This is a genomic window from Microlunatus sp. Gsoil 973, assembly GCF_009707365.1.
In the GTDB taxonomy this organism is placed as follows: domain Bacteria; phylum Actinomycetota; class Actinomycetes; order Propionibacteriales; family Propionibacteriaceae; genus Microlunatus.
The window spans coordinates 3,939,526-3,959,802 of the sequence record NZ_CP046122.1 but is presented as its reverse complement, the minus strand read 5'-3'; the positions used below and the strand labels follow the sequence as shown (position 1 = coordinate 3,959,802).

General features: G+C 64.7%; 20 protein-coding genes. 12 read left to right on the top strand and 8 right to left on the bottom strand.

Annotated elements, in window-relative coordinates; all coding sequences use genetic code 11:
- Window positions 1-23: 23 nt before the first annotated feature.
- Window positions 24-341 (top strand): hypothetical protein, encoded by a 318-nt coding sequence (locus tag GJV80_RS24275; protein ID WP_230207841.1) that lies wholly within the window; start codon window positions 24-26, stop codon window positions 339-341.
- Here the strand turns inward: GJV80_RS24275 and GJV80_RS24270 are convergent.
- Window positions 338-547 (bottom strand): hypothetical protein, encoded by a 210-nt coding sequence (locus GJV80_RS24270; protein WP_230207840.1) that lies wholly within the window; start codon window positions 545-547, stop codon window positions 338-340. The two genes, GJV80_RS24275 and GJV80_RS24270, sit on opposite strands and share 4 nt — an antisense overlap.
- Window positions 548-1,160: 613 nt before the next feature.
- On the opposite strand from GJV80_RS24270, the gene mobF reads away from it, so the two are divergent.
- The 10 genes from mobF to GJV80_RS24640 all read left to right on the top strand — a co-directional run bounded on the left by mobF (window position 1,161) and on the right by GJV80_RS24640 (window position 14,166).
- Window positions 1,161-4,760, top strand: a complete 3,600-nt coding sequence (gene mobF, locus GJV80_RS18615) for a MobF family relaxase (RefSeq protein ID WP_154689173.1) — start codon at window positions 1,161-1,163, stop codon at window positions 4,758-4,760.
- 14 nt (window positions 4,761-4,774) lie between these two features.
- Window positions 4,775-4,945, top strand: coding sequence for a hypothetical protein (locus tag GJV80_RS18610; RefSeq protein ID WP_154689172.1), 171 nt, complete (start codon window positions 4,775-4,777; stop codon window positions 4,943-4,945).
- Window positions 4,946-4,951: 6 nt separating this feature from the next.
- Entirely contained in the window at window positions 4,952-7,054 is a 2,103-nt protein-coding gene (locus GJV80_RS18605; protein WP_154689171.1) for a toprim domain-containing protein, read from the top strand.
- 8 nt (window positions 7,055-7,062) lie between these two features.
- The gene (locus GJV80_RS18600; protein ID WP_154689170.1) at window positions 7,063-7,260 is read left to right on the top strand and encodes a hypothetical protein; all 198 of its coding nucleotides are present in this window, start codon (window positions 7,063-7,065) and stop codon (window positions 7,258-7,260) included.
- Window positions 7,261-7,263: 3 nt separating this feature from the next.
- A complete protein-coding gene (locus GJV80_RS18595) occupies window positions 7,264-8,139 on the top strand; it encodes a hypothetical protein (protein WP_154689169.1) in 876 nt (291 codons plus the stop codon).
- Window positions 8,140-8,488: 349 nt separating this feature from the next.
- Window positions 8,489-9,241, top strand: a complete 753-nt coding sequence (locus GJV80_RS18590; protein ID WP_154689168.1) for a hypothetical protein — start codon at window positions 8,489-8,491, stop codon at window positions 9,239-9,241.
- A 118-nt stretch (window positions 9,242-9,359) separates the two neighbouring features.
- Window positions 9,360-10,652, top strand: a complete 1,293-nt coding sequence (locus tag GJV80_RS18585) for a hypothetical protein (protein WP_230207839.1) — start codon at window positions 9,360-9,362, stop codon at window positions 10,650-10,652.
- A 343-nt stretch (window positions 10,653-10,995) separates the two neighbouring features.
- On the top strand, window positions 10,996-12,615 hold the full coding sequence (locus GJV80_RS18580) for a hypothetical protein (RefSeq protein ID WP_154689166.1): 1,620 nt from the start codon (window positions 10,996-10,998) through the stop codon (window positions 12,613-12,615).
- Between the two features lie 115 nt (window positions 12,616-12,730).
- Entirely contained in the window at window positions 12,731-13,309 is a 579-nt protein-coding gene (locus GJV80_RS24645; protein ID WP_255455492.1) for a hypothetical protein, read from the top strand.
- Window positions 13,310-13,329: 20 nt separating this feature from the next.
- Window positions 13,330-14,166 (top strand): HEPN domain-containing protein, encoded by an 837-nt coding sequence (locus tag GJV80_RS24640; protein ID WP_255455491.1) that lies wholly within the window; start codon window positions 13,330-13,332, stop codon window positions 14,164-14,166.
- 107 nt (window positions 14,167-14,273) lie between these two features.
- Here the strand turns inward: GJV80_RS24640 and GJV80_RS25220 are convergent, their stop codons facing one another.
- Both GJV80_RS25220 and GJV80_RS18565 read right to left on the bottom strand, forming a co-directional pair.
- Window positions 14,274-14,543, bottom strand: a complete 270-nt coding sequence (locus tag GJV80_RS25220) for an HAD family hydrolase (protein WP_370518863.1) — start codon at window positions 14,541-14,543, stop codon at window positions 14,274-14,276.
- Window positions 14,544-14,585: 42 nt separating this feature from the next.
- Entirely contained in the window at window positions 14,586-14,981 is a 396-nt protein-coding gene (locus GJV80_RS18565) for a hypothetical protein (protein ID WP_154689165.1), read from the bottom strand.
- A 231-nt stretch (window positions 14,982-15,212) separates the two neighbouring features.
- On the opposite strand from GJV80_RS18565, the gene GJV80_RS18560 reads away from it, so the two are divergent.
- On the top strand, window positions 15,213-15,356 hold the full coding sequence (locus GJV80_RS18560; RefSeq protein ID WP_154689164.1) for a hypothetical protein: 144 nt from the start codon (window positions 15,213-15,215) through the stop codon (window positions 15,354-15,356).
- 226 nt (window positions 15,357-15,582) lie between these two features.
- Here GJV80_RS18560 and GJV80_RS18555 read toward each other — a convergent pair whose 3' ends face one another.
- Genes GJV80_RS18555 through GJV80_RS18535 form a run of 5 tightly spaced genes read right to left on the bottom strand, consistent with a single transcriptional unit; the run spans window position 15,583 to window position 20,276 of the window.
- The gene (locus GJV80_RS18555) at window positions 15,583-17,274 is read right to left on the bottom strand and encodes a hypothetical protein (protein WP_154689163.1); all 1,692 of its coding nucleotides are present in this window, start codon (window positions 17,272-17,274) and stop codon (window positions 15,583-15,585) included.
- The gene (locus GJV80_RS18550) at window positions 17,274-17,480 is read right to left on the bottom strand and encodes a hypothetical protein (protein ID WP_154689162.1); all 207 of its coding nucleotides are present in this window, start codon (window positions 17,478-17,480) and stop codon (window positions 17,274-17,276) included. Before GJV80_RS18550 ends, GJV80_RS18555 begins: the two co-directional genes overlap by 1 nt.
- Window positions 17,455-17,910, bottom strand: a complete 456-nt coding sequence (locus GJV80_RS18545; RefSeq protein ID WP_154689161.1) for a hypothetical protein — start codon at window positions 17,908-17,910, stop codon at window positions 17,455-17,457. The genes GJV80_RS18550 and GJV80_RS18545 overlap by 26 nt, the downstream gene beginning before the upstream one ends.
- Complete coding sequence (locus GJV80_RS18540; protein ID WP_154689160.1) at window positions 17,907-18,422, bottom strand: hypothetical protein; 516 nt, start codon at window positions 18,420-18,422, stop codon at window positions 17,907-17,909. The genes GJV80_RS18545 and GJV80_RS18540 overlap by 4 nt, the downstream gene beginning before the upstream one ends.
- A 21-nt stretch (window positions 18,423-18,443) precedes the next feature.
- Entirely contained in the window at window positions 18,444-20,276 is a 1,833-nt protein-coding gene (locus tag GJV80_RS18535) for a type IV secretory system conjugative DNA transfer family protein (RefSeq protein ID WP_230208435.1), read from the bottom strand.
- Window position 20,277 lies beyond the last annotated feature (1 nt).

Below are 20,277 nucleotides of genomic sequence, written 5' to 3'. Positions count from 1 at the left end.
CCGCTACCGCGACGCTGGTCGGCGTGATCGGCGCTGTCGTCGGGCCTGTCAGTGCACCCGAGGCGCTGCTCATCGGCCGACTGGACAATACCGGACAACTGGGAATCCTCGGCCGCACCTCGCCGCTCTCTCCCGGTCAGTCGAGATCGGTTGGCGCCCATCTTCGACCGCCGACCAGCGATCATCCCTGGCCGGAAGTGATCGGATCCGGCCAGTTCGGCAGCCCGGTGCATGTCAACCGGGTCGAGCCAGACGTGATCGCAGAAGTGAGTGCCGATACCGCAGAGATGGGCGGACGTCGGCGGCACGCGTTGCGGTTCGTCAGGCTGCGGCTGGACTAGTCCCGGTCGACGTACCAAGCCACCACGAATTCACCCTCAGCCACGCGGCCGAGGATCTCTGCCCTGGCATCTTGATAGGTGCCGCGAGCTTGTTCCCAGCGTTCTTCGGCAGGCGCCACATCGTGGGGAGTTCGTGCACGAACGCGAGCCCTGACCGTCGCCACCTGGTCATCGACCATGTCGACGATCTCCTGCCTTGTCCTCATCGTCGAACCATCCCCGGTGCCATCTGTTGCGGTCGGGCGAGATGGGCCGTGACGGCGCTGCGACGACATCCCGTTCGTGAAACCACCGTTGGATGACTGCAGCCGATTGGCCTGGCCGATCGATGACGACCATCACCCAGGCCCACCGGGCGCCACCATGTTGTTCCCAGGCGACCAACAACCCCGGGTCGGGAGGACGGTGATGCTCCCCCGACTGGCACCACACATGACGTACCTCGGGCGGCATCGGCCACTCCTGCTCCTTCCGACGCTGTCCCATGTCGAAAATGCTACTCGCGTTCGATTTTTAGCGGGCCAAGTCAGGTTTTTCTGGGCACGGTCGTGGGCGAGGACCCGCTCATCCGTCAGATCCTCCGATCCGTGCAGCAGATCATTCGGCTCGAACGAGTGTCTGATGACGTGAACATCTTCGAGGCTCATTGGCGGGTCGGTCGAGGCGGCCACATGCCCGAGTGTGAGTGGCGAGAAGCTTATGTGACTCGGGCCATGGCCCGAGACTAGGGCGGCCCGGAAGCGGGCTGCGCCCAAAATGAGCCTGACATGACACACCTCTTGCAGATCCTCTGAATGGTAACTAGAGTTATCTTCCGTGATGACCATCCATGTGCTTCACGCTGGGGATGGCTACCTGTACCTGATGCGATCGGTGGCCGTTCACGACGGCACGAGCGTGCCTGGACAGTCTCTCGCTGCGTACTACACCGCGTCAGGACAGCCGCCAGGTCGCTGGGCGGGCCAGCTCGCCTCGTCTCTCGATGTTCACGGGACAGTAACTGAAGAACAGATGCAGGCGCTCTTCGGTGAGGGCCTCCACCCCAATGCCGGGCCGCTTCGGGCGGCCATGATCCGCGATGGTGTGTCGGCGAACGAGGCGGATCGGGCGGTGCGGCTCGGTCGGCGCTTTCCGGTCTACGGGAGCACGGGTGATCTGCGCTGGAAGATCAGCCGCGGCTATCGGGAACAGGAGCGGTTGCTGGGTCGTCCGTTGACCGAGGACGAGCGACTCGAGGTTCGGCAGCGGGTTGCTGCTGGGGACTTCACCCGCCGTACGGGTCGGAGTCCGCTCGATCCCTTGGAGCTCTCCGGAGATGAGAGCGCGACGAGTCGGAGCGCCGTGGCGGGTTATGACCTTGTGTTCACTCCGGTGAAGTCGGTTGCCGTGCTGTGGGGTCTTGGCTCGGCCGAGACCCGGCAGCAGATCTACGAGGCCCACCGTGCCGCGGTCGCGGACGCGATTGGCTGGTTGGAGGCCAACGCCGCCTACACCCGGGCTGGAAGTGAGGGGCAGGCGCAGATCGACACCACCGGCGTACTCACTGCGGTGTTTGATCACTGGGACTCGCGCGCCGGGGACCCGGATCTGCATACCCACGTCGCGATCTCGAACAAGGTGATGGGTCTCGACGGCAAGTGGCGGTCGCTGGACGGCCGGAGCCTGTTCGCTGCTGCCGTGTCCCTGTCGGAGCGCTACAACACGCGCATCGAAGACGAGCTGCGACGCCGGCTCGGCGTCGATTTCGAGGAGCGTGGAGGACCCGATGATGATCATCGTGCCGTACGCGAGATTGTCGGCGTCCCTTCTGCCCTGATCAGCCACTTTTCGAAGCGCCGACAGAACATTGAGCGTGCGTACCGGGAGCTGGTTGCTGGCTACCGGTCGCGGCACGGACGGGATCCGTCGGAGGCGGCGCGGCTGAAGCTCTATCAGCAGGCGACGCTGTCGGATCGCCCGGACAAGCAGGCGGGCCGGTCGCTGCAGCAGATGGTTGGCGAGTGGACTAGTGAAGCGCAGCAGCTGCTCGGCATCACCGATGTCGCGGCTGATCTTGAGCGGCGGGTCCGCGCGGAGGCCGTTCGACGGCCTGAAGTCTCCGTGGGTGAGCTTGCTGACACTGTGCTTCGGGTGCTGTCGGCGTCCAGGTCGACCTGGAACATCCACCACGTGCGAGCTGAGGCCCACCGCCAGTCGCGTCCCATCTCGAGCGCCGACCGCGACGCGCTCGTGGAGCAGATCGTCGCGGCGGCGACCGACCCGCTGCGGTCGATCCGTATTCAAGCACCGCGGACCATGGCGGAACCTCGTGAATTGCAGCGTTCTGATGGTGAGTCGGTTTTCGTCGAGCATGCTACTGAGCGGTTTACGACGGTCGAGATCCTCAAGGCCGAGGACCGCATCGTCGGTGCTGCGCGTGCGCGGGGTGCGGCGAAGTTGCGTGTCGACGCCGTATGGACCGCCATCGACCGAAGCGCCACGGCAGGTCGGGACCTGAACAAGGGGCAGCAACAGATGGTCGCGGCGTTGTGTCTATCCGGACGGGCGGTGCAGCTTGGGCTCGCTCCAGCTGGGTCGGGAAAGACCACTGCCTTGCGCGCGGTGACGGACGCGTGGACCAGCGCAGGCCGCGACGTGCTCGCTCTGGCGCCGTCGGCCGCGGCGGCCGAAGTGCTGTCGACCGAACTGGGTGTGCCCGCCGACACAGTCGCTAAGTTTGACCACGACCAGCCGCAGGTCCCGGATGCAGCGATGATCTTGATCGACGAGGCCGGCATGGCAGGCACACTGATCCTCGATCGGGTCATCGAGCGTGCTGGCGCTGCCGGTGCGGTCGTCCGGCTGATCGGAGACGATCAACAGCTGGGTGCTGTCGAGGCCGGCGGCGTCATCCGTCAGATCGCTCACGATGTCGGCGCGGTCCGTATGCAGGAAGTCGTACGGTTCACCGATCCGGCCGAGGCACGCGCCACGCTCCAGGTGCGCGACGGCGAACCAACGGCAACCGACTTCTATCTGAGCCATGATCGTGTGGTCGCAGGCACGACCGAGACGGTGCCGGACGCTGCGTACCAGGCGTGGCTGGCAGACGTACGCGCGCATAAGGATTCCGTGCTGCTTGCCTCATCGTCGACCGAGGTGTCGGCACTGAACGCGCGTGCTCGCGCTGACCGAGTGGTCGCGGGAATGGCGAGGACCGAGGGTGCGAACCTGCGGGATGGCAATGTCGCCGGGGTTGGCGATTGGATCACGACCCGTCGGAACGAGAGGTTGCTGACGGTCCATGCCGGGCGGGACTGGGTCAAGAACGGTGACTCGTGGGTGGTCGATCGGATGCACGAGGATGGTGCGCTCACCGTGGTGCACCGACGCCATGGTGGCCGGGTCACGTTGCCGCCGGACTATGTCGATTCCCAGGTGGAGTTGGGCTACGCGCGCAGTATCCGTCGTTCGCAGGGGCTGACTGTTGATCACGCTCATCTTGTGGTCGATCCGCGGATGAGGCGCGAGGAGCTGTACGTCGGTCTCAGTCGTGCACGGCAGTCGACCCGTCTCTACGTTGCGGTGATGACCGACCCCGGGCCCGATCATCAGCCGGACGTGGCGGGCAGCGCGGCGGAGGTGCTGCGGATGATCATCAATCGCAGCGGTGCCGAGTTGTCGGCGAACGAGACCATCCGTGAGGCGGTGGACACTCTTGGTGATCTTCGCCGGATGGCTGTGGAGTACGAGCACACGCTAGACGTTCAGGTCGGCGACCGCTTCCGATTCGCCGCCGAGCGAGTACATCCGGGACTGACCGACGATCCCGCCTGGCCGCAGGTCGTACGACGCCTGCATCGAGCTGAAGCCGAAGGCTGGACACCTGAGGCGATCCTCCGGACTGCCCAAGATCTGCACGAATGGGGTGATGCCCGCTCCGATACTGAAGTGATGGCCTACCGCCTCGATGTTCTGCTCCGGCGCGCCGATCATGACTATTCCGTTGCTCTGGTTCCGCAATGGCTTGCCGTTCGTCCGCCAGGACGACTGGAGCCGCCCTGGGACGGCTATCTGCCGCAGCGATACGCCGAAATGGCGGATCGCATCACAGGCCTGGCAGACAGCGCGGAGGCCGCATCCGCGCCATGGCTCGCCACTATCGGAAGCGGACCACAACGTGCCGATGCTATTAGGCAGGTTGTCGCGTACCGAGCGGTCTACGACGTTGCCACCGATGATCCACTCGGGCCCGAACCGCAACTTCGTACGCGGCAACATCACGCCTGGTCCGACGTACGGCAAGCACTTCATCGCAGCCAGCCGACCGAAGAACCGCAGGGTGCGACCCGGCTGCTGGCCGAGCTCGAGGCCGAACCGAGATCCGTTGATGATCGCTCGGTTGCTGACGATCGACGCGGACCCACGCTTCACCTGTGAATCAAGGAGATTCAATGTCGAACACAACCAACGATGAAGGACCCAGCCGCGCCAGCGCTTCAGATCTGCCGTTGATCATCGAACAGCTCCAGGACCAGCTGGACGACTTGACCGCGACCGTACGAGCGCTGCAGACCCAACTCGACCAGCAGGCCGCACGCATCGCAGCCCTCGAACGGACGTGACCCACCATGTCCGAGCAGGAGCGACGGCGCATCAACATCGGGCAGCTCCACGATCAACTGAAGGCAGCCGTCCAGGCGATCGAAACCGGTGATCAGTGGCGGAACTGGCTGGACTTCGCCGGCAAGCTCAATCGCTACAGCTTCGACAACCTCATGTTGATCATGAGACAGCGGCCGGACGCGACCGCCGTGGCCAGCTACACCACCTGGAAATCTATCGATCGCCAGGTGCAGTGGGGCGAGCGGTCCATCAAGGTGCTCGCCCCGGTCACACGTCGGATCGACGTGACCGATGATCGAGGCCAGCCGGTGCTCGATGAGGACGGTCACCGGCGGCGTCGGAACAAGATCATCGGCTATCGACCGGTGTCCGTGTTCGACATCAAACAGACGACCGGAGCGCCGCTACCGGAGCCTGCACGACCGACACTTCTCGTCGGCCAGGCGCCGGATGGCCTCTGGGCATCTCTCGAACGCGAGGTCTCCGAACGCGGTTACCGACTGCTCCGCGCCGGCAGCGAACGGCTCGGAAGCGCCAACGGCGCCACGATGCCCGGCCCGCGGGAGGTCTGGGTCCGCGACGACGTCGACGACGCCCAGGCGGTCAAGACCCTCGCTCACGAGCTGGCGCGCATCATCTTGCACGCCGACGACCCTGACGCGCCGTGCCGAGGCATTAAGGAGGTCGAAGCCGAATCGGTCGCCTACCTGACCCTCGCCTCCCACGGCATGACAACCGACAACTACTCGTTCCCGTACGTCACCCATTGGGCCTACCCGATCGCCGAGGTCGAGCACGTCGACATGGCCGAGATCGTCACCCGCACCGGACGGCGGGTCATCGATGCAGCTCGGACGATCCTCGAAGCCACTCAGACCGCTCGGGCGCCAGATGCTGCGCTGGCCGCGATCGCCGTACGGACGCAAGCCGCGGCAGAGCACACGAAGACGCTGCGTGAGGAGGTTGAGGCGAAGGCACTTCCACCGGTTGAGCGGGCCGTTCTGCTCGGTGTGGTAGCCGACAGCGACGCCTACTTTCGTTCCCAGGTTCAGCGATCGTGGGTTCCCGAGTACCTGGCCGGCCGCGGACTCGGCACAGCGGTCGACGGTCACGGCATCGGGTACGCACCCAACGGCTGGACCGAGCTCACCGATCATCTTCGGTCGCTCGGCTACACCGATGATCACATCGAGGCATCGGGCATGGCGACCCGAGCGCGCACGGGAAACCTGATCGACCGGTTCCGCGACCGGATGACCCTACCGCTCCGCGACGCCGCAGGAGACCTCGTCGGCTTTACCGCACGCAGCGGCCCCGATTCTGACGGTGAGATTCCGAAGTATCTGAACTCACCATCAACCGTAATCTTCAAGAAGAGCGAACTGATGTACGGGCTGGGCGAGCATCGGCAAGCTATCGGCTTGGACTCGGTGCCGGTGATCTGCGAAGGTCCACTCGACGCGATCGCGGTCGACCTGGTAGCCCTGCGGAGTGGAACTGATCTCGTCGGTTTGGCCACCTGTGGGACCGCCTTCACCGTCGCCCACGCAGGGGAGCTTGGGAAGACCCGCGCTGCCGAGGTCTGTCTGGCCTACGACGGAGACGAGGCAGGCAATAAGGCCGTCGAACGCGCATGGACCAAGATCACTGACGTCGGCATCAAGAGGGTGACGATCGCAGAGCTACCAGCTGGTACGGATCCGGCCTCGCTGGCTGTCGAGAACCCGGCTGAGCTCGTTCGTATGGTGGCCGCAGCCAGGAGCGCGGCCTATGTGTTTGCTGACCGAAGAATCGATGTAGCTCCGATCGGTGACAACGTTCCGCGGGCGTACGCGTTGTTCCACGACCTCGTCGACTGGGCGCAGAGACTGCCTGCCGAGGAACGAGTGGGCTTGGCCGTACACATGGCCCGCCGGTTGGATATCGACCCCACCGATGCCGCTGCCGAGATCACCGAACGGCATCCCGGCTTCATGACAGATGCTTCCGATGCGTCCGTCCGTGATCACTGCGTAGCCCTCCGCGAACAGATCGCATACGCAGAAGTCGATCATGATTTCACTCCCCAAGTTGAGCGGCGCACAGCGCAGATCTCGATCGGAAAGTAGGAGCACCGATGACCGAGTCGAGCGGGAACGGTGTCAACAGCGGATATGGATCCGAGGCTTCGTGGGATCCCGTCGCCATCACGAGGCAGCGAGCGGACGAATGCCGCACAGAACGCGACGGTGCCATCGCGGTCCTCCGAACCTCGATGTCGGATGGCGAAATTCTTACCGATTTCGGCATCGACCTGGATCAGATCGAGGAATGATCGATGGAGCAGGAGGTCGCTGAGACAGTCGTACGGTCAACACGCGAGGAAGCCGAACGGCAGGCGCGAGGCGATCTTGACCGGCTTCGCCGCCAGGCCGTGGAAGCCGGCCGCGAACGATCACGGAAGATCATCAAGATCACCACGATCGACACCGACGCGGGCACTATCAGCTATAACCCAGCCGGCCGGCTCCTGCGAGATTGGTACCTCCACGTCTACATCAACTCGCTACGCAGTAACCTCAGCCAGCCGAACGAGGTGATCGACGACCAGCAGGCCACAGGAGCAGCGGCCCTGCTTCAGCGACTACGCCCCAGTGCTGGGCCGCTGCGCACTCTGAGTGCCGTCGATCTGACCCGGAAGATCGCCATCGCCGACGCCGCAACAGCAACGGCGCGAATCACCGAGCGCCTCCACGAGGTGGGAGTTGCCCGAGCAATCAGACACGCTCCGGATCATCGATTCGACGACGATCCGCTGCGCGTTCAAGTCGCCCGCCACTGGTACCTACGATGCTATGAGGACTCCCTCGCCGCCGCCGCTAAGGTACGCACGCCACTGGCAGAGGTCACCAACGCGGAGACGTTCCAGGTCGCAAATGCGCTCGCGGCCGGTGAAGCTCGCCGTCTCATCGGCCGCAACGGAGTTCCAGTCGCGCTCGCCTACGCCGACGCGGCACGGATCACAGGACCGGCCGCCGACGCCGCTCGAAAGATGTTCAACCACCCCGCGGTGTTGACCGCGTCCGGGAGCACTGTCGATCGGAAACGTGATCTTGAGCGACTGGGCGCCGAAGACCGCACGCCGACAGGTGACCTCAGATCAGGAGACGCGATTCGGCACGGTGAGTCAGAAGCCACTCGTCGGATGCAGTGAGTGAGCGCCCGTGGGCAGGGCACTGTGCGTTGTCTGCGAGGCGATCGATCGTCGATGAATTGCCGATCCGTAGGACGCCCGCTCACCGGACAGGCTGCCGGGCGGGTCCTACAGGAACTGGGCCAAGCGCGGCAGATATCGTCTATCGCCGCTATGTCGCTGGGGAACCATCACTGGGCAAGGAACCCTGAATGCGACGGCTCTCGGTCTGCCGAGATGGTGGTCTGGATTGACCAGATCGATGAGGCAGACCGGCACCGCGCGGTCGCAGAATCGCGCGGATCCTAAACGAGCGGCCCCGACTCTATCCTTGGATTGGAGACGCGAGTGGACGAGGAAGGGCACCGGCATGGCATCGACCCCGCTTCAGGGTCGCCGACCGGGGCTGCATCCGGCGCTTTCGATGCGCCAGGGTTTCGCCCTCATCGAAGAGGCGGGATCCGTGCGAAATCTGCTACGCGATTCCGTGGACGCGATCCGGAAACTTCGGTTCGTTTCCCTGCACGGGGACGCAGTGTTCACGATGGGCAGCATCGGCGTCGAGAAGGCCATGAAGGTCCTGCTCGGCTGCAACGAGGTCGAGACGATGGGCTCGTGGCCATCCGAGAAGACGTTGAGGGACTGGGGTCACGACATCGAGGCGCTGGATGACCTCCTTGGGGCGGCCGTCGAACATGGCCTGGCGAGGTGCACGCACATCGGATACGCCGAGGTGCTTGCGGCTCGGATCAACGGGAGCACGGCGCTCCCGCTCCTGTTCGCGACGTTCGCGCGATATGGGAAATCGGGGCGCTTCCATCACCTGGACGTCCTCGCCACCGATCAGCCGGGCTCGGACGATCCGCCCTCCGAATACTGGGAGCGGGTCGAGCTCCACACGAGGACCACGGAGCCTGAGTTCCACGAAGTTCCCTACGGAGACAACAGCGCGCTCGACCAGTACGAGACGAGGCTGCGCGGCCGCATCGCCGGCGAGCTCGACGCTTGGTGGTTCTGTGTCCACCGCCTCGCGGTCCAAGGCTGCTTCGGTGAACTCGGGAAGAAGATCGGCTGGCAGATCTGGGAGCCAGGGAGGCCAGAGCCGATCACTGTGAAGAACTAGAAGTCCGTCGCTGCTACGGCCTACGGCGAGTGGAGGTGAATGGAAGAATCCTCCTGTGCCTGATGATCATGTGCGCCCCGACGGGCCAGCTTCCAAGCGCTCCGCTTTGGACACCGACATGATCCCACTCGGTGAACGCGCGCTCCGGAGCATCCTCGACCATGTGATCGACGTCGGCGACGAGGCCGAGACGACCTATCTGGAGGTGAAGAGCAGCGCTGATCCGACCAGCAAGTCAGGCTCGGTGAAGATCGCAAAGTTTCTCTTGGGGGCGGCGAACCGTCGGCCGCAGGAGGCGGCGCACCATTTCCGGGGCTACGCCGTACTGGTCATCGGCGCGGGGAAGGGCAGTGTCCAGGGCGTCCCGCGTGGCGTCGAGGCCCACGAGCTGGAAGATCGGCTCCAGCAGTACCTCGGCCCACAGTTTCCAGGGTTCGAGTTCGGGAGGGTCAGTGTCGATGACGACCGCGAGGTGCTGTTCGTCATCGCGCTGCCGCCAGAAGACGCGCAAACAATCTTCCCGTGCCACAAGGGCTTCCAGGGAGAGGACCGCCGAGACAGTCTCGAAAACGGTGCCATCTACGTGCGAGGGACGAGCAACACCCGTCCGGCCCGGGCCGGGGAAGTCCTCATGCTCGTGGAGCGGGCCCGAGGCGGCGGCAAGTCGCCCATAGACCTCGACGTCCAGATCCTCGGGTCCATCGGCCGTGTAGACCGCATCGACGAAGTGATGGAGGTCCTGCGCAGGTTCGAAGAGGAGCGGTTCACGAAGCCGGAAGTGCCCACTGAGCGTCCGGCCGCGTATGCGTTCCTGGCCTCGGACCTCTTCCGGAGGACCAAGCCGATGTCAGCCGATGAACGGGCCGAACGCCTGGAGGCGTGGCGCAGGAAGCGGGCTAGCCACATTTCGAAGGGTCGCGAGCACCTCCTCGGGGTTGGCCTGCCGGGCGTGGGGATCCGGGTCGTCAGCCGCGATCGATTCGTTGCCAAGCCCCATCTGATCGTCACGTTCCACGGGTGCGAAGTGATCGACCACCGCGACGTCGACGATGCCGATTACAGCAAGCTTGTCGAGCCGGTCGTTTCGCAGCAGGGCCCATACCGGATCGGACTCGACCCCTCCCTCTACCGGGTGGTTCCGCGCGAATATCCGGTTGACTGGGAGAACTACGGTGACGACGCCAAAATCACTCTCACGCCCGAGTCATTCCGTCCGAACGTGCCGTGGGAGAGCAACGTGGACGACTACGTGCTTGTGGCGCGGGACTCGGAAGCAGCCACGGTTTCGGTGAGCTGGGTCCTCACCGAGGACGGCAACGACACCGTCACGACCGGGGATTTCGAGATCCCCGTCAGCGAGCTCATCGATGCTGCTGACCTGATCAGGTCAACGTTCTTGAAGAATCAGTGACAGACCTGGGGCGCATTCGCTCGTTTCAAGCGTCATATTCGGACATGATCACTGGGTATGTCTTAGCCGTCGGCTGCTGCGGTGGCGGATCCGCATGCGGTGACGATGCACGGTCGTGATCTTGGTCGCCGGTGCAGGAACCGCTATGGGGCTGCGTCCCGCGGCGGTTGGAGTGGGTGTCTTTTGGCGCGATTTCCCGAGCCATCCCGATGTGGACGGTGCGACGAGCGACAATGGGGTGTGATCAGGTGGGATGCGGACGCGCAGCGGACCGAGCGTGGCATTCAGATGCTGCTCCGCCGGTCCTACCCGCGTCTCCGTTCGCTCGACGGTGCCGGCGGCGATGGGGGGGCGCGACGCACAACTGGTCACGGCCGATGGGCTCACCGTCTTCGAGATCAAGTCTTTCGGCCGGCTGACCTCGTCACGGCGGCGTCAGGTCGAACGCTCGTTGCGCGCCGCTGTGGCTTCGGCGCCGACGATGAATCGTTGGGTGCTGGTGATCCCGATGAATATGAGCCCGGTGCGTTCGGGTATCCGTAGCGGTGAGGAGGCGTGGTTCGATGAGAAGCTGCCGAAGATCGCGCCGGGCGTGGAGTTGAGCTGGTGGGGGCTGGACTGGCTCGACGGGCAGATTGCCGGGAATACGGACATCCAGCGCTACATCGAGGGAGTGGACGGTCAGCTCCTGGAACGCGCTAGAGAGTTCGAGTTGGAGCGTGCCGCCCTGGCTAACGGTGCCACCGATCTCCGGGACCGGATTGACGGCCTGCGGCGGCGGGTGGACGAGGTATCTCCGTTTTGGACGCTCGATTTCACGGTCGATGGCAGCGGCACGACGACGCGGCTGCGGGCCAAGGTCCCCGACGCGCACATCGTGGACCCGATCACGATCACGCCGACGTTCAGGTTCCGCCGCGACGATCCGGATGACGAGAGGCTGCAGCGGCGTTTCGAGAGCACCCTCAGTTTCGGCGGCAGCGTTGTACTTCCCGCAGGGTATGTGTCGCATGTCGAGGTCGACGCCTCGCCGGAGGCACGGCTCCTGGTGGCAGACGGGGATCCGCTGGCTAGCGAGTTCGCGATCAGATCCATCCGCGAGACGCTTCCGCGCCCGCTCAGATGTAGCTTCCAAGTCCAGGATTCCCACGGTCAGGTCCGCACGGGATTTCCCGTCTTCTTCCGGGAACGAACCAGCGGGGGTCGCGGAGTAGCGCTGTATGGAGACGATGCTGCCGGCGTGGCCAAGTTCGAGGCGGGTATCCCGCGGCCGTCGCAACCCGTAGGACAGGAGTCAGCTGTAAAGCTCGACGGTGCGAGGCTTGAGCTGAACCTTCCCGACAGCCTGGTTGGCTATGACATTGATTCTCTGATACCAGTGATCCGCACACTGGCCGCTGCCGTCGAAGGCACCAGAATTCGGCTGGACATGCCTGGGCTCGGATATCTGGACGGTGGGCCGCTGCAGACGGCGGCGTATCCAGCGTTGCCACCGATCGCCCAGGTTGTCGAGGACCTGCGACGGATGCAGGATCTGACGGGTTCGGTGCTCCGGTACCCGGCGAATATCAAGAACAGGGACGTTGCCGATCTGCGGACCGCAGTTCGGCTGCTGGACGGCGAGGACGTCGACCTTGACGGTGGGTTATCCGCCGGGATCCGTCCCGAGGCGGTCGGGACGCTGTTAGAAAGGCTGACGGCTGCGGCCGGCGAAGTTGTAACGGGCGGCTTCTTCATGGCGTCTGCGGACCTCCAACTCGAGGTCGGGGACCTGACAGTGGCCTACGGTCCGGCGGCGATCTGGGCGCCGCACGCACAGATCGCCAACCTGACCGAATTGCAGGAGATCGCTGCCAACGGATCGACCGGCCGCGAGGAAGTGACAATGCGGCTAGAGCCGACCGACCTATCGTTCAAATGGCTTTCGAGGCGGCAGGCGGAAGAGCATCTAGCGTCGCATTGACCAGCGGCTATTGTCCGTCTCCTGGTTGGCACGGGGCCCGCTGACTCGTGAACAGTCCGAGAAACCCACCGGGTTGTTCTTCCTTCTGAATCTCGAACTATCGCGAGAAGGGAACATGATGGCCAACGATCCCCTGAATCTCGACGCGTCTAGCGAGTGGGCTGGCCTCTGGTCGCTGCCGGACGACCCTGATCACCAGGTGCCCGGAGTGCTCCGGTACGAGCCAGTCGCAGGCCTAGTGCTCTCGTTGATTGGCACCTTCGAAGACCGCGTCATGTTCAGTAGGTCCCCTGGCGTTCAGGTCCACCAGGGCAGCCGGACCTGGGAAGTGATCCATGGCGTCGCGGAGCGGCGTGAAATCACACTCCTCGGGTGCGTCCCGACCGGAACTCATCGGACCTACGGTGCACGGGTGGACAGTCCCGACAAGCAGACCGTGAAAGCGGCGACGGCCCTCATCGGTGCTCACGTTCATGGTTGGGACGACAAGGCTTTCGCCGCAGTCGAAGTGTCGGTGGAGGACTTCAGAGTCTGGGCGGCCTCATCGGTGTTCGAGGTCGGCAGGGGCATTACCGCCGGCAAGCTCGACGGGAGCGGGTGCATCTCCGTGAAGCCCGTAGAGACGCAATCAGTGTTCGTTGAGGGAACCGAGTTTCGTCGGACCGGCACACGATGCCGTACTTCGATAACCTAAAGGGCGAGACCATTGGGCGCATGCGCGACACAGCGTCTATGCGGGTCGTCCCGCCGGACGCGTGCTCGCTGAGCGATGCGCTGAGCTCGGCCGGCTTTGTACAGGATTTGATAGCTCTTGCGACGCATCGTGCCGTCGGCGTGATCTGGTTGCGGCTGGAGCTGACCGAGACAGACCCTCCACTGCGCGATGAGCTTCCTGCGCCGCGCCGACATGCTGACGTGTTATATCGACCATCTGCGCTTGGGGAGCACGATGCCGCAGCTGTCGACCACAGCAGTGTCTTCTTCACATGCGCATCGATCCCGTTTGAGGAGATCATCCCCCGATGGTGTGAGGCGCATGGCCGGCTACAGGCGGCAATCAACATGATCTTGGGCCTCCGCTACGCGCCGGCTCGCTATGTCGAGAACAACCTCCTGACGGCTGTGGGCGCAGCTGAAGTACTGCATCGCGGCCTCCGTACCGACGAGCGCCCCATGCCGGCCGACGAGTTCAAGTCAATGCGCGAGGCGATGCTGGAGCACGTGCCGGAGGAACACGTCGATCGGTTCAAAGGAGCCATTCGGAACGATCCCACCCTGCGGGACCGGCTGTGTGCCCTCGCCGCAAGACCGGACCCGGAGGCGATCGCGCAGCTCGTGCCGGACGTGGATCGGTGGGTGCGACGGACTACCCGGGCGCGGAACGACCTAGCCCACGAGGGCAGGACTCCTGACCATTCCATCGAGGAGCTGGTGGCTGTTGTGAAGGTAACCACGGCCGTCGTGATCCTCAACGTGCTGCACGATCTAGGCTGCCCGCCCAGCGACAACGCGAGATCGTCCGGGATCAACCGCAGCTCCGTGAGACGGTAAGGAGCGCGCGCGAGTGGCTCGTGACTCAGGAACTCGACGTCTGAGAACCCGAACGCGGGCGCTGGTGCATTTGGCGATCCTGCTGCGGTGAGTAGTTCAGTCGAAGGTCACTGCGGCGACGTGCTCGGCAGCCTGAAGATGGTGACGCCGATCGCGTCGGAGTACGCGCCGTCGGCCAGGACTGCCGATAGCCCGGCTTGGCGTGCGCCCTGGACGTCAGCGATGGGGTTGTCGCCGATCATCCAGGAGTGAGCTGGTGAGGCGCCGGGAACGCTGATCGCGTGGTTGAAGATCGCGGGGTTCGGCTTTTCGGCGCCGACCGTGGCGCTGGTGATGGTGAGTTCGACGACATCATCGAGGCCGAGCTGAGTGACCAGTCGGGGCAGTTCTGGGCCATGGTTGCTGAGGATGACGTTGCGTTATCCGGCAGCCCGGGTGTATCTCAGTGCGAGGTGAGCGTCCTCGATAAGTTCCCAGGCGTCGAGTCGGTAGAACTCCTCGGGCAGAAGCTTCGCGGCTGCCGTGGCGAGGTCGACGGGGATCGTGGCCGCGGTGCATGCGGCCAAGATGGTTGGTGTCAGGCGATCCCACCAGGCTTGTGCCGGCATGGGGGTCGTGACGATTTCGGGCCGGTGCCACGGGAATCCGGACTTCAGGTGCGGTCGCAGATCGGAAGCGGTCTTGGTAATCGTCGGGTCGATCCGTTGGAGTGCGTCCACGACAGCGCCTGCCCATAGGCCGTCCCGCAGTGCGAGCGTCCCGTCGAAGTCCCAGAACACGACATGACCATCCGTGTTGGACTGCTGGTCAACCACGTCAGCGAATCGTAGCCACCCAATATTGCCGCGTCGACGATGTCTGTTGATCCTTTGCGGATTCGTGCTTCCCATCAGCCATAGCCAGCTCGCCCGCGACCAGCTACGGCGTGCGTTGACGGGTCGCTTGATGCCGGTGATCGGTCCGCTCTCGGCGCAGAAGTTGATCTCGGGCCGGCGCTCGCGTTGACTCTCAGGGCACGTGGACTCGGTTGCGGGCGGGTGTCGCTGATGGGGTTCGCACAGTTCGGTGGCGTACGGGCCGACCATGTCTGGCACGTCGTCGTGGCCCGGCGTGGTGGTGTACAGCTGACGGCGCGGTTCGGATCGTCGTTCGAGCCGGTGAGCGCTGCGGTAGCCAGTGATTGGATCTGAACTCAGGATTTGCCTGGGCGCGGCGGTCGTTCCGCCACGATGCCTGCCTGGCCGATCCAGCCCGGTGAGCGACGCCGCGCCCTGACTGGTCATCGGACCCTCGCGGCCCATTACCGGCTACGTGGTCGACCGTTCAAGACCCGGCCAGATCCGCCCTCTGTGATGATGCCTGCTTCTCATCTTGGTGTCCGGGTTGGAGTGACACGGTGCTGGACCCTCGTCTGAATCACCGATGGCGAGTCTTCGGGTCGGCGCAATTCGGGCCACCCTCCTCCGGCAGTCCCGCTTCCTCAGTGATAGCGTCTCGCCGCTTGATCATGCGCTGCATGAGAGCAGCCTGATCCTCTTCCCGGATTCCAGCGATCGTCTCGGCGCGTGCGACCTTGTGCCTTTGGCGCCGTTCGGCGATGACTGCTGGAATTTCACCCGTTCTGGGCGCTCCGTTCCAGGGGCTGAGCCGTGGGGCCCATCGGTGCGGATCGGGCATCGGTTCGCCGACTGGAATCGTGCGGCCGGTCACCGGGTCGATGCGCAACGCAGGTCCATGTACGGTCAGGGCGTATCGGATCGTCTCGCCGGCGCGGTAGCCGAAGACCGTGGCGATTTGTTGGTAGGTGTGGCCCTGAGATCGCAGGTAAGCCGCCACACGGAGGCGCTCCTCAGTCCATTCGGGTCGGTGGGGCTTGCGGACGAGTTCCTCGGCGATGGTGCTGTCGCTCCGGAGGCCGTTCGCCACTTGGTCGCCGCTTATCCCAAGCTGGTTGCCGATGGCTCGGAAGCTCATGCCCGATTTCCGCAGTTCGACGGCGCGATCGCGTTGTTGATCATCGGCCCAGTACGGATGGCGCCGCGAATGTCCGCGCATCTCGCCCTTGCGCGTGTTGGCGCTGTGGAGTGCGTCAAGAGAGGCCTCGACGGCGTGGGCTTCGGGAAGCTTGCCCAGGAGTTGGCGAGGGAGTGTGACTCCCGCGCGGCTAAACAGGATGCTCGCGAGTTCGCAGTCTGTGGTGGACGGCGTCTCGATCGGAGTCGTCCCGAAGGCTTCGGCGGCGGCTTCGACCGGCGGACCGGACGCGATGCCCTGATTCAGGATCGGCCCGGTCGGCGGGTATTGACGGAGAAGGTCGGATTGGGCGGTTCGCGGCAATTGTTGGAAGTCAACCGTTGCGAAGCTAGCGTCCCATGATCGTTCTGTTAGCCAGGAGGAGCGAGCATCTCCAGACATCGACTCCCATTGCTCGGCGGTGTGCGTCTTCCAGCCGTCGGGAGTTGCCGGACCGATCGGCTTTCCTTCGCTGTAAAGGATCCGAGGTTCCGCGGCGGCAAGGCTGATGCCGACTGCTTGGATCTCGGCTGCAGTGACTGGGGGTGTCTCGAGCCGGTACAAGATGGGTTCGACGGCGGCGCGGAAGGAGCGCGCGTACCACTGCTCGGCCAGGGCTTGCCGCATGCCGACCGGCCCGGATCGCTGGAACAGCCGGCCGAGCCGTCCTCTCAGCGCTGCGTCGACGTAGTCCTTGCGTTCCTTGGCCACCTGGTCCGCGAACCGCCTGCCGTCGCGCGCGAGTTCGATCACGACGTCGACGACGACCGAGGATTCGGCTTCGGTCCGCTTGCGTACGGCCGCCATGGCGCGTTCGGCTTCCATGCCGTCGATCGGGCTGTCCGCCGGCGCCATGATGCCACGGGCCAACTGGTTCTCTACAACGCGGACGTACCAGTCCCGCAGCAGCCGCCGAGTCGGCGGCATGACGCGGCTCTCCGTGGGTGTCGGCCAGACGTTTTCGAATCGTCCGGTCGCCGCGGCGCGTTCGGCGATCAGCAACCGTTCGAGCACCGCCACCCCGTCCGCGTTCGCAGCCTTCCAGATCCGCTCGGCGGCGCGGTACGGGCCCGCGGGCGCCGCCTGGGCGGACATTATGGGTCCTCCCGGAGGACGTTCATGTCCAGGCCGTACTCGGAGAGGATCTCTTCGTCAGTTTGTTCCTGGCTCCACTCCTGCAGGGTCTTGGACTTCTCGGCGCGCGCTCTCTCTGCCCGGTTGTGCAGTGCCTTGCTGACCTTGATGAAGTCGGGGTCCTGCAACTCGGGGGGACCGTCAGCGGGCGGTTCGGGTGTGCTCACAGTCCTCCTCCGCGGTTGTGATCTTCGCTTTCCCGATGGCCATCGTCCACAGAGCGGCCCAGGTTGATTCGAGGTTGTAGGTGTTCCCGATGATCAACGCAGCCGCTCCATGGCGGCCGAGCACTGACTCCGGAGACCGGCGGCGCACCACGGTGGTCGTGAGAACCTCTGCGGTTGATCTTGTCCGTAGTGCGATGACGTTGCCGTAGTAGGTGATCCGCAGGTCGGTTTGGGGGAGTGCTTCTTTGGGATCGCGGGTACCGAAAGGTTCGAGGCCGAAGCGGATCGGATCGTCTGTGTAGGCGTGATCAACGATGACGACCGGGATCCGGAGGTTCAGAAAGGTTGGCGGCAGGAGCAGCCAGCCGTCGTCGTACCCAAGTTGCACCAGGCGCGGCGGCGACGGTCGGCTGTGCAGTGCCGTGATCATGTCTCGACCTCGATTGTGGTTCGTGGTGGCGCCGGCGGCCGGGGGTCGCGGTGGTTGCCGTCGAAGCAGTCGGCGGGCACCCATTGGCGCATTCGCTGCTGGAATCCGGGTAGCCAGCGGTCGTGCCACATCTGAGCGGCGTCGGTGTTGGCCTTGGCGTCGTCGAACGCCCGTTGCCAGGTCGCGGCGAGCGTGGCGACTTCGGCGGCGAGACCGCCGTGTTGTTCCCAGCAGTAGGGGATGCGTTTGGTGTGTTCTTGCGGGGCGTAGCGGAGGTTGAACCAGGCCACCCAGGTAGGGAGGACGTCGACGTCCTTCATCGGCGGAGGCTGGTGGTAGCACCACGGTGCGGGATGGAGGCTGCCTTCTCGGACGTCGACGAGCCGGGCAAGTACGCCGTCGATGGCTTCAATCACCCGGCTGTGTTGGCTGACCATCTCGCGGACGGTACGAAGATCGCGACGCACTTCGGCAAGATCATGGCCGTCGTCGAAGAACTCAGTCCCCCTCAAGGGGATCGAACGGCTCGTCGGTCATCGTGCCACCAACTCCTTCGCCATGGTCGGGATGGGCTCCGACGTCGTGTCCTGCCCGGTCCGGATCGATCGGGCGTCAGCTTGGAGTTGTTTCCAGTCGGGCCGCTTCCAGGCCGGGATGAGCCGCACGATCAATGCGGGCATCGATCTCACGATCAATAGCGCCCGGCCGCGGGGCAGTTGGCGTACGGCTGCTGGCTCGAGGAGGTCCGACCGTTCGGAGCCGATCTGGATTGAGCCGGCATCGGCGAAGCCGCGGCTCTGCCGGGTGCGACGTTCCTCCAGTCGCCGGCCGGCCAGCAGCGACGCCCACTTCAGCGTCTCCTCGGACTTGAGGCCGCCGAAGATCGCCAACGCGGTCGTGTTGTCGAACAGCGTTGCCGCGGCTTTGCCCCAGCGAGACTGAGCCTGGGCCGGCGATTGCAGGGCGTAGTGAACCAGGACGCCGCGGCCGGCTGAGTCGGACAGTGTGTCAGGCAGATCGGGCAGCGGGCAGATGGAAGCGACCTCGTCCAGTACGGCGGTAAAGGGTGGCGTGAGTCGTTCGCGTCCGGTGGTGGTGCTGTCGGTGATGGCCATCCGGCGGGCAGTGTCGAGGACGTCTTGGACGTAGGCGGTGATCAGTGGTGCTTGCGATGCGGCGTCGTCCTCGGAGCCGATCACGTAGACGGTTCCGCCGCTGCGGACGAAGATCTCCGGGTCGAAGCCGAGCTCGCCGCCCCGGGGCAGGGAACTTTCGGTGACGTCTGGATCGGTGAGGCAGGCGATGGCGTCGCGGATGGTCTCCCAAATGCCGGAGCGGGTCTCTTCGACGACGGCTTGGGCTTGTTGCAGGGTTCGTCGCACGGCGGCGTACTCCGGGCGGTTGCGCAGTATTGCCGCGGCTTCGGTGTCAAGATCGTTCTGGCACCAGCTGATGAAGTCGTCCAATGGTGCTTCGGAGATGCCGGCGGCGAGCAGATAGGCGGTGAGGACGTCGACGGCCCGGCGTTCGAAGAAGGCGTGATTGCCGGCTTGCCCGTCGTAGCCGTCGCCGGTTGTGGCCCGCAGGAGTGCCTGCGCGCGTCGCTTGGCTGCCTTGATCGTCGTACAGCCGCGGATCGGGTTCCATCGGACGACCTGTTCCCAGTGCGCGGCGCCGGTCAGATCGAGGACCTGCACGGTCGAGCCGCTCCGCTCCCGGGCCTTGGCGGTGAGCAGGAAGAGGTCGAGTTTTGTGGACGTGACGATCAGCCCGCCCGGTGCCATAATCACCTTGTGCAGCAGGTCCATCAGCGTCTTGCCCGACTGCTGCGGAGCGATCACTCCGGTCGCGTTCTCCAGCGGCAGCCAGAGCGTCTGCCGGCCGACAGCAGCCTGATGCAGGGGAATCCCGACTTGGGCGGGCGGCGTCAGCAGGCGGGACTTCCGATCAAGATCAGGGCGAGTCGTACGGGCTCGCTTCCGGCAGGTCGACACGGACAGCTCGCGAGCAAGATCAGCCCGGCTCGCGAACCCGCTACCTGTCGGAGCAACAAGCCGGTACGCCATCACCGCGAACCACGCGTAGGCGCCGATCAGAACAGTGATCATGACGACGGTCAGGAACCAGAAGCCGCCGGCGCCGACCGAGATCGCGAACGCCCGGTCCGGGTGGGTCGGATCCCGCCAGATCGACGAGATCATGGTCAGCCAACTCCCAGGCAGATCCGAACTATGCCCGCTGAGGGTCATCAGGCCGAGACCGGTGATCAACGGTGCGGAGGCGGTGATGACGAGACCGAGCAAGACCAACAGGACGGTCAGCATGGCCGCTTGTCTGCGGTCCTCGGCGGTGTACCAGCGCCACATG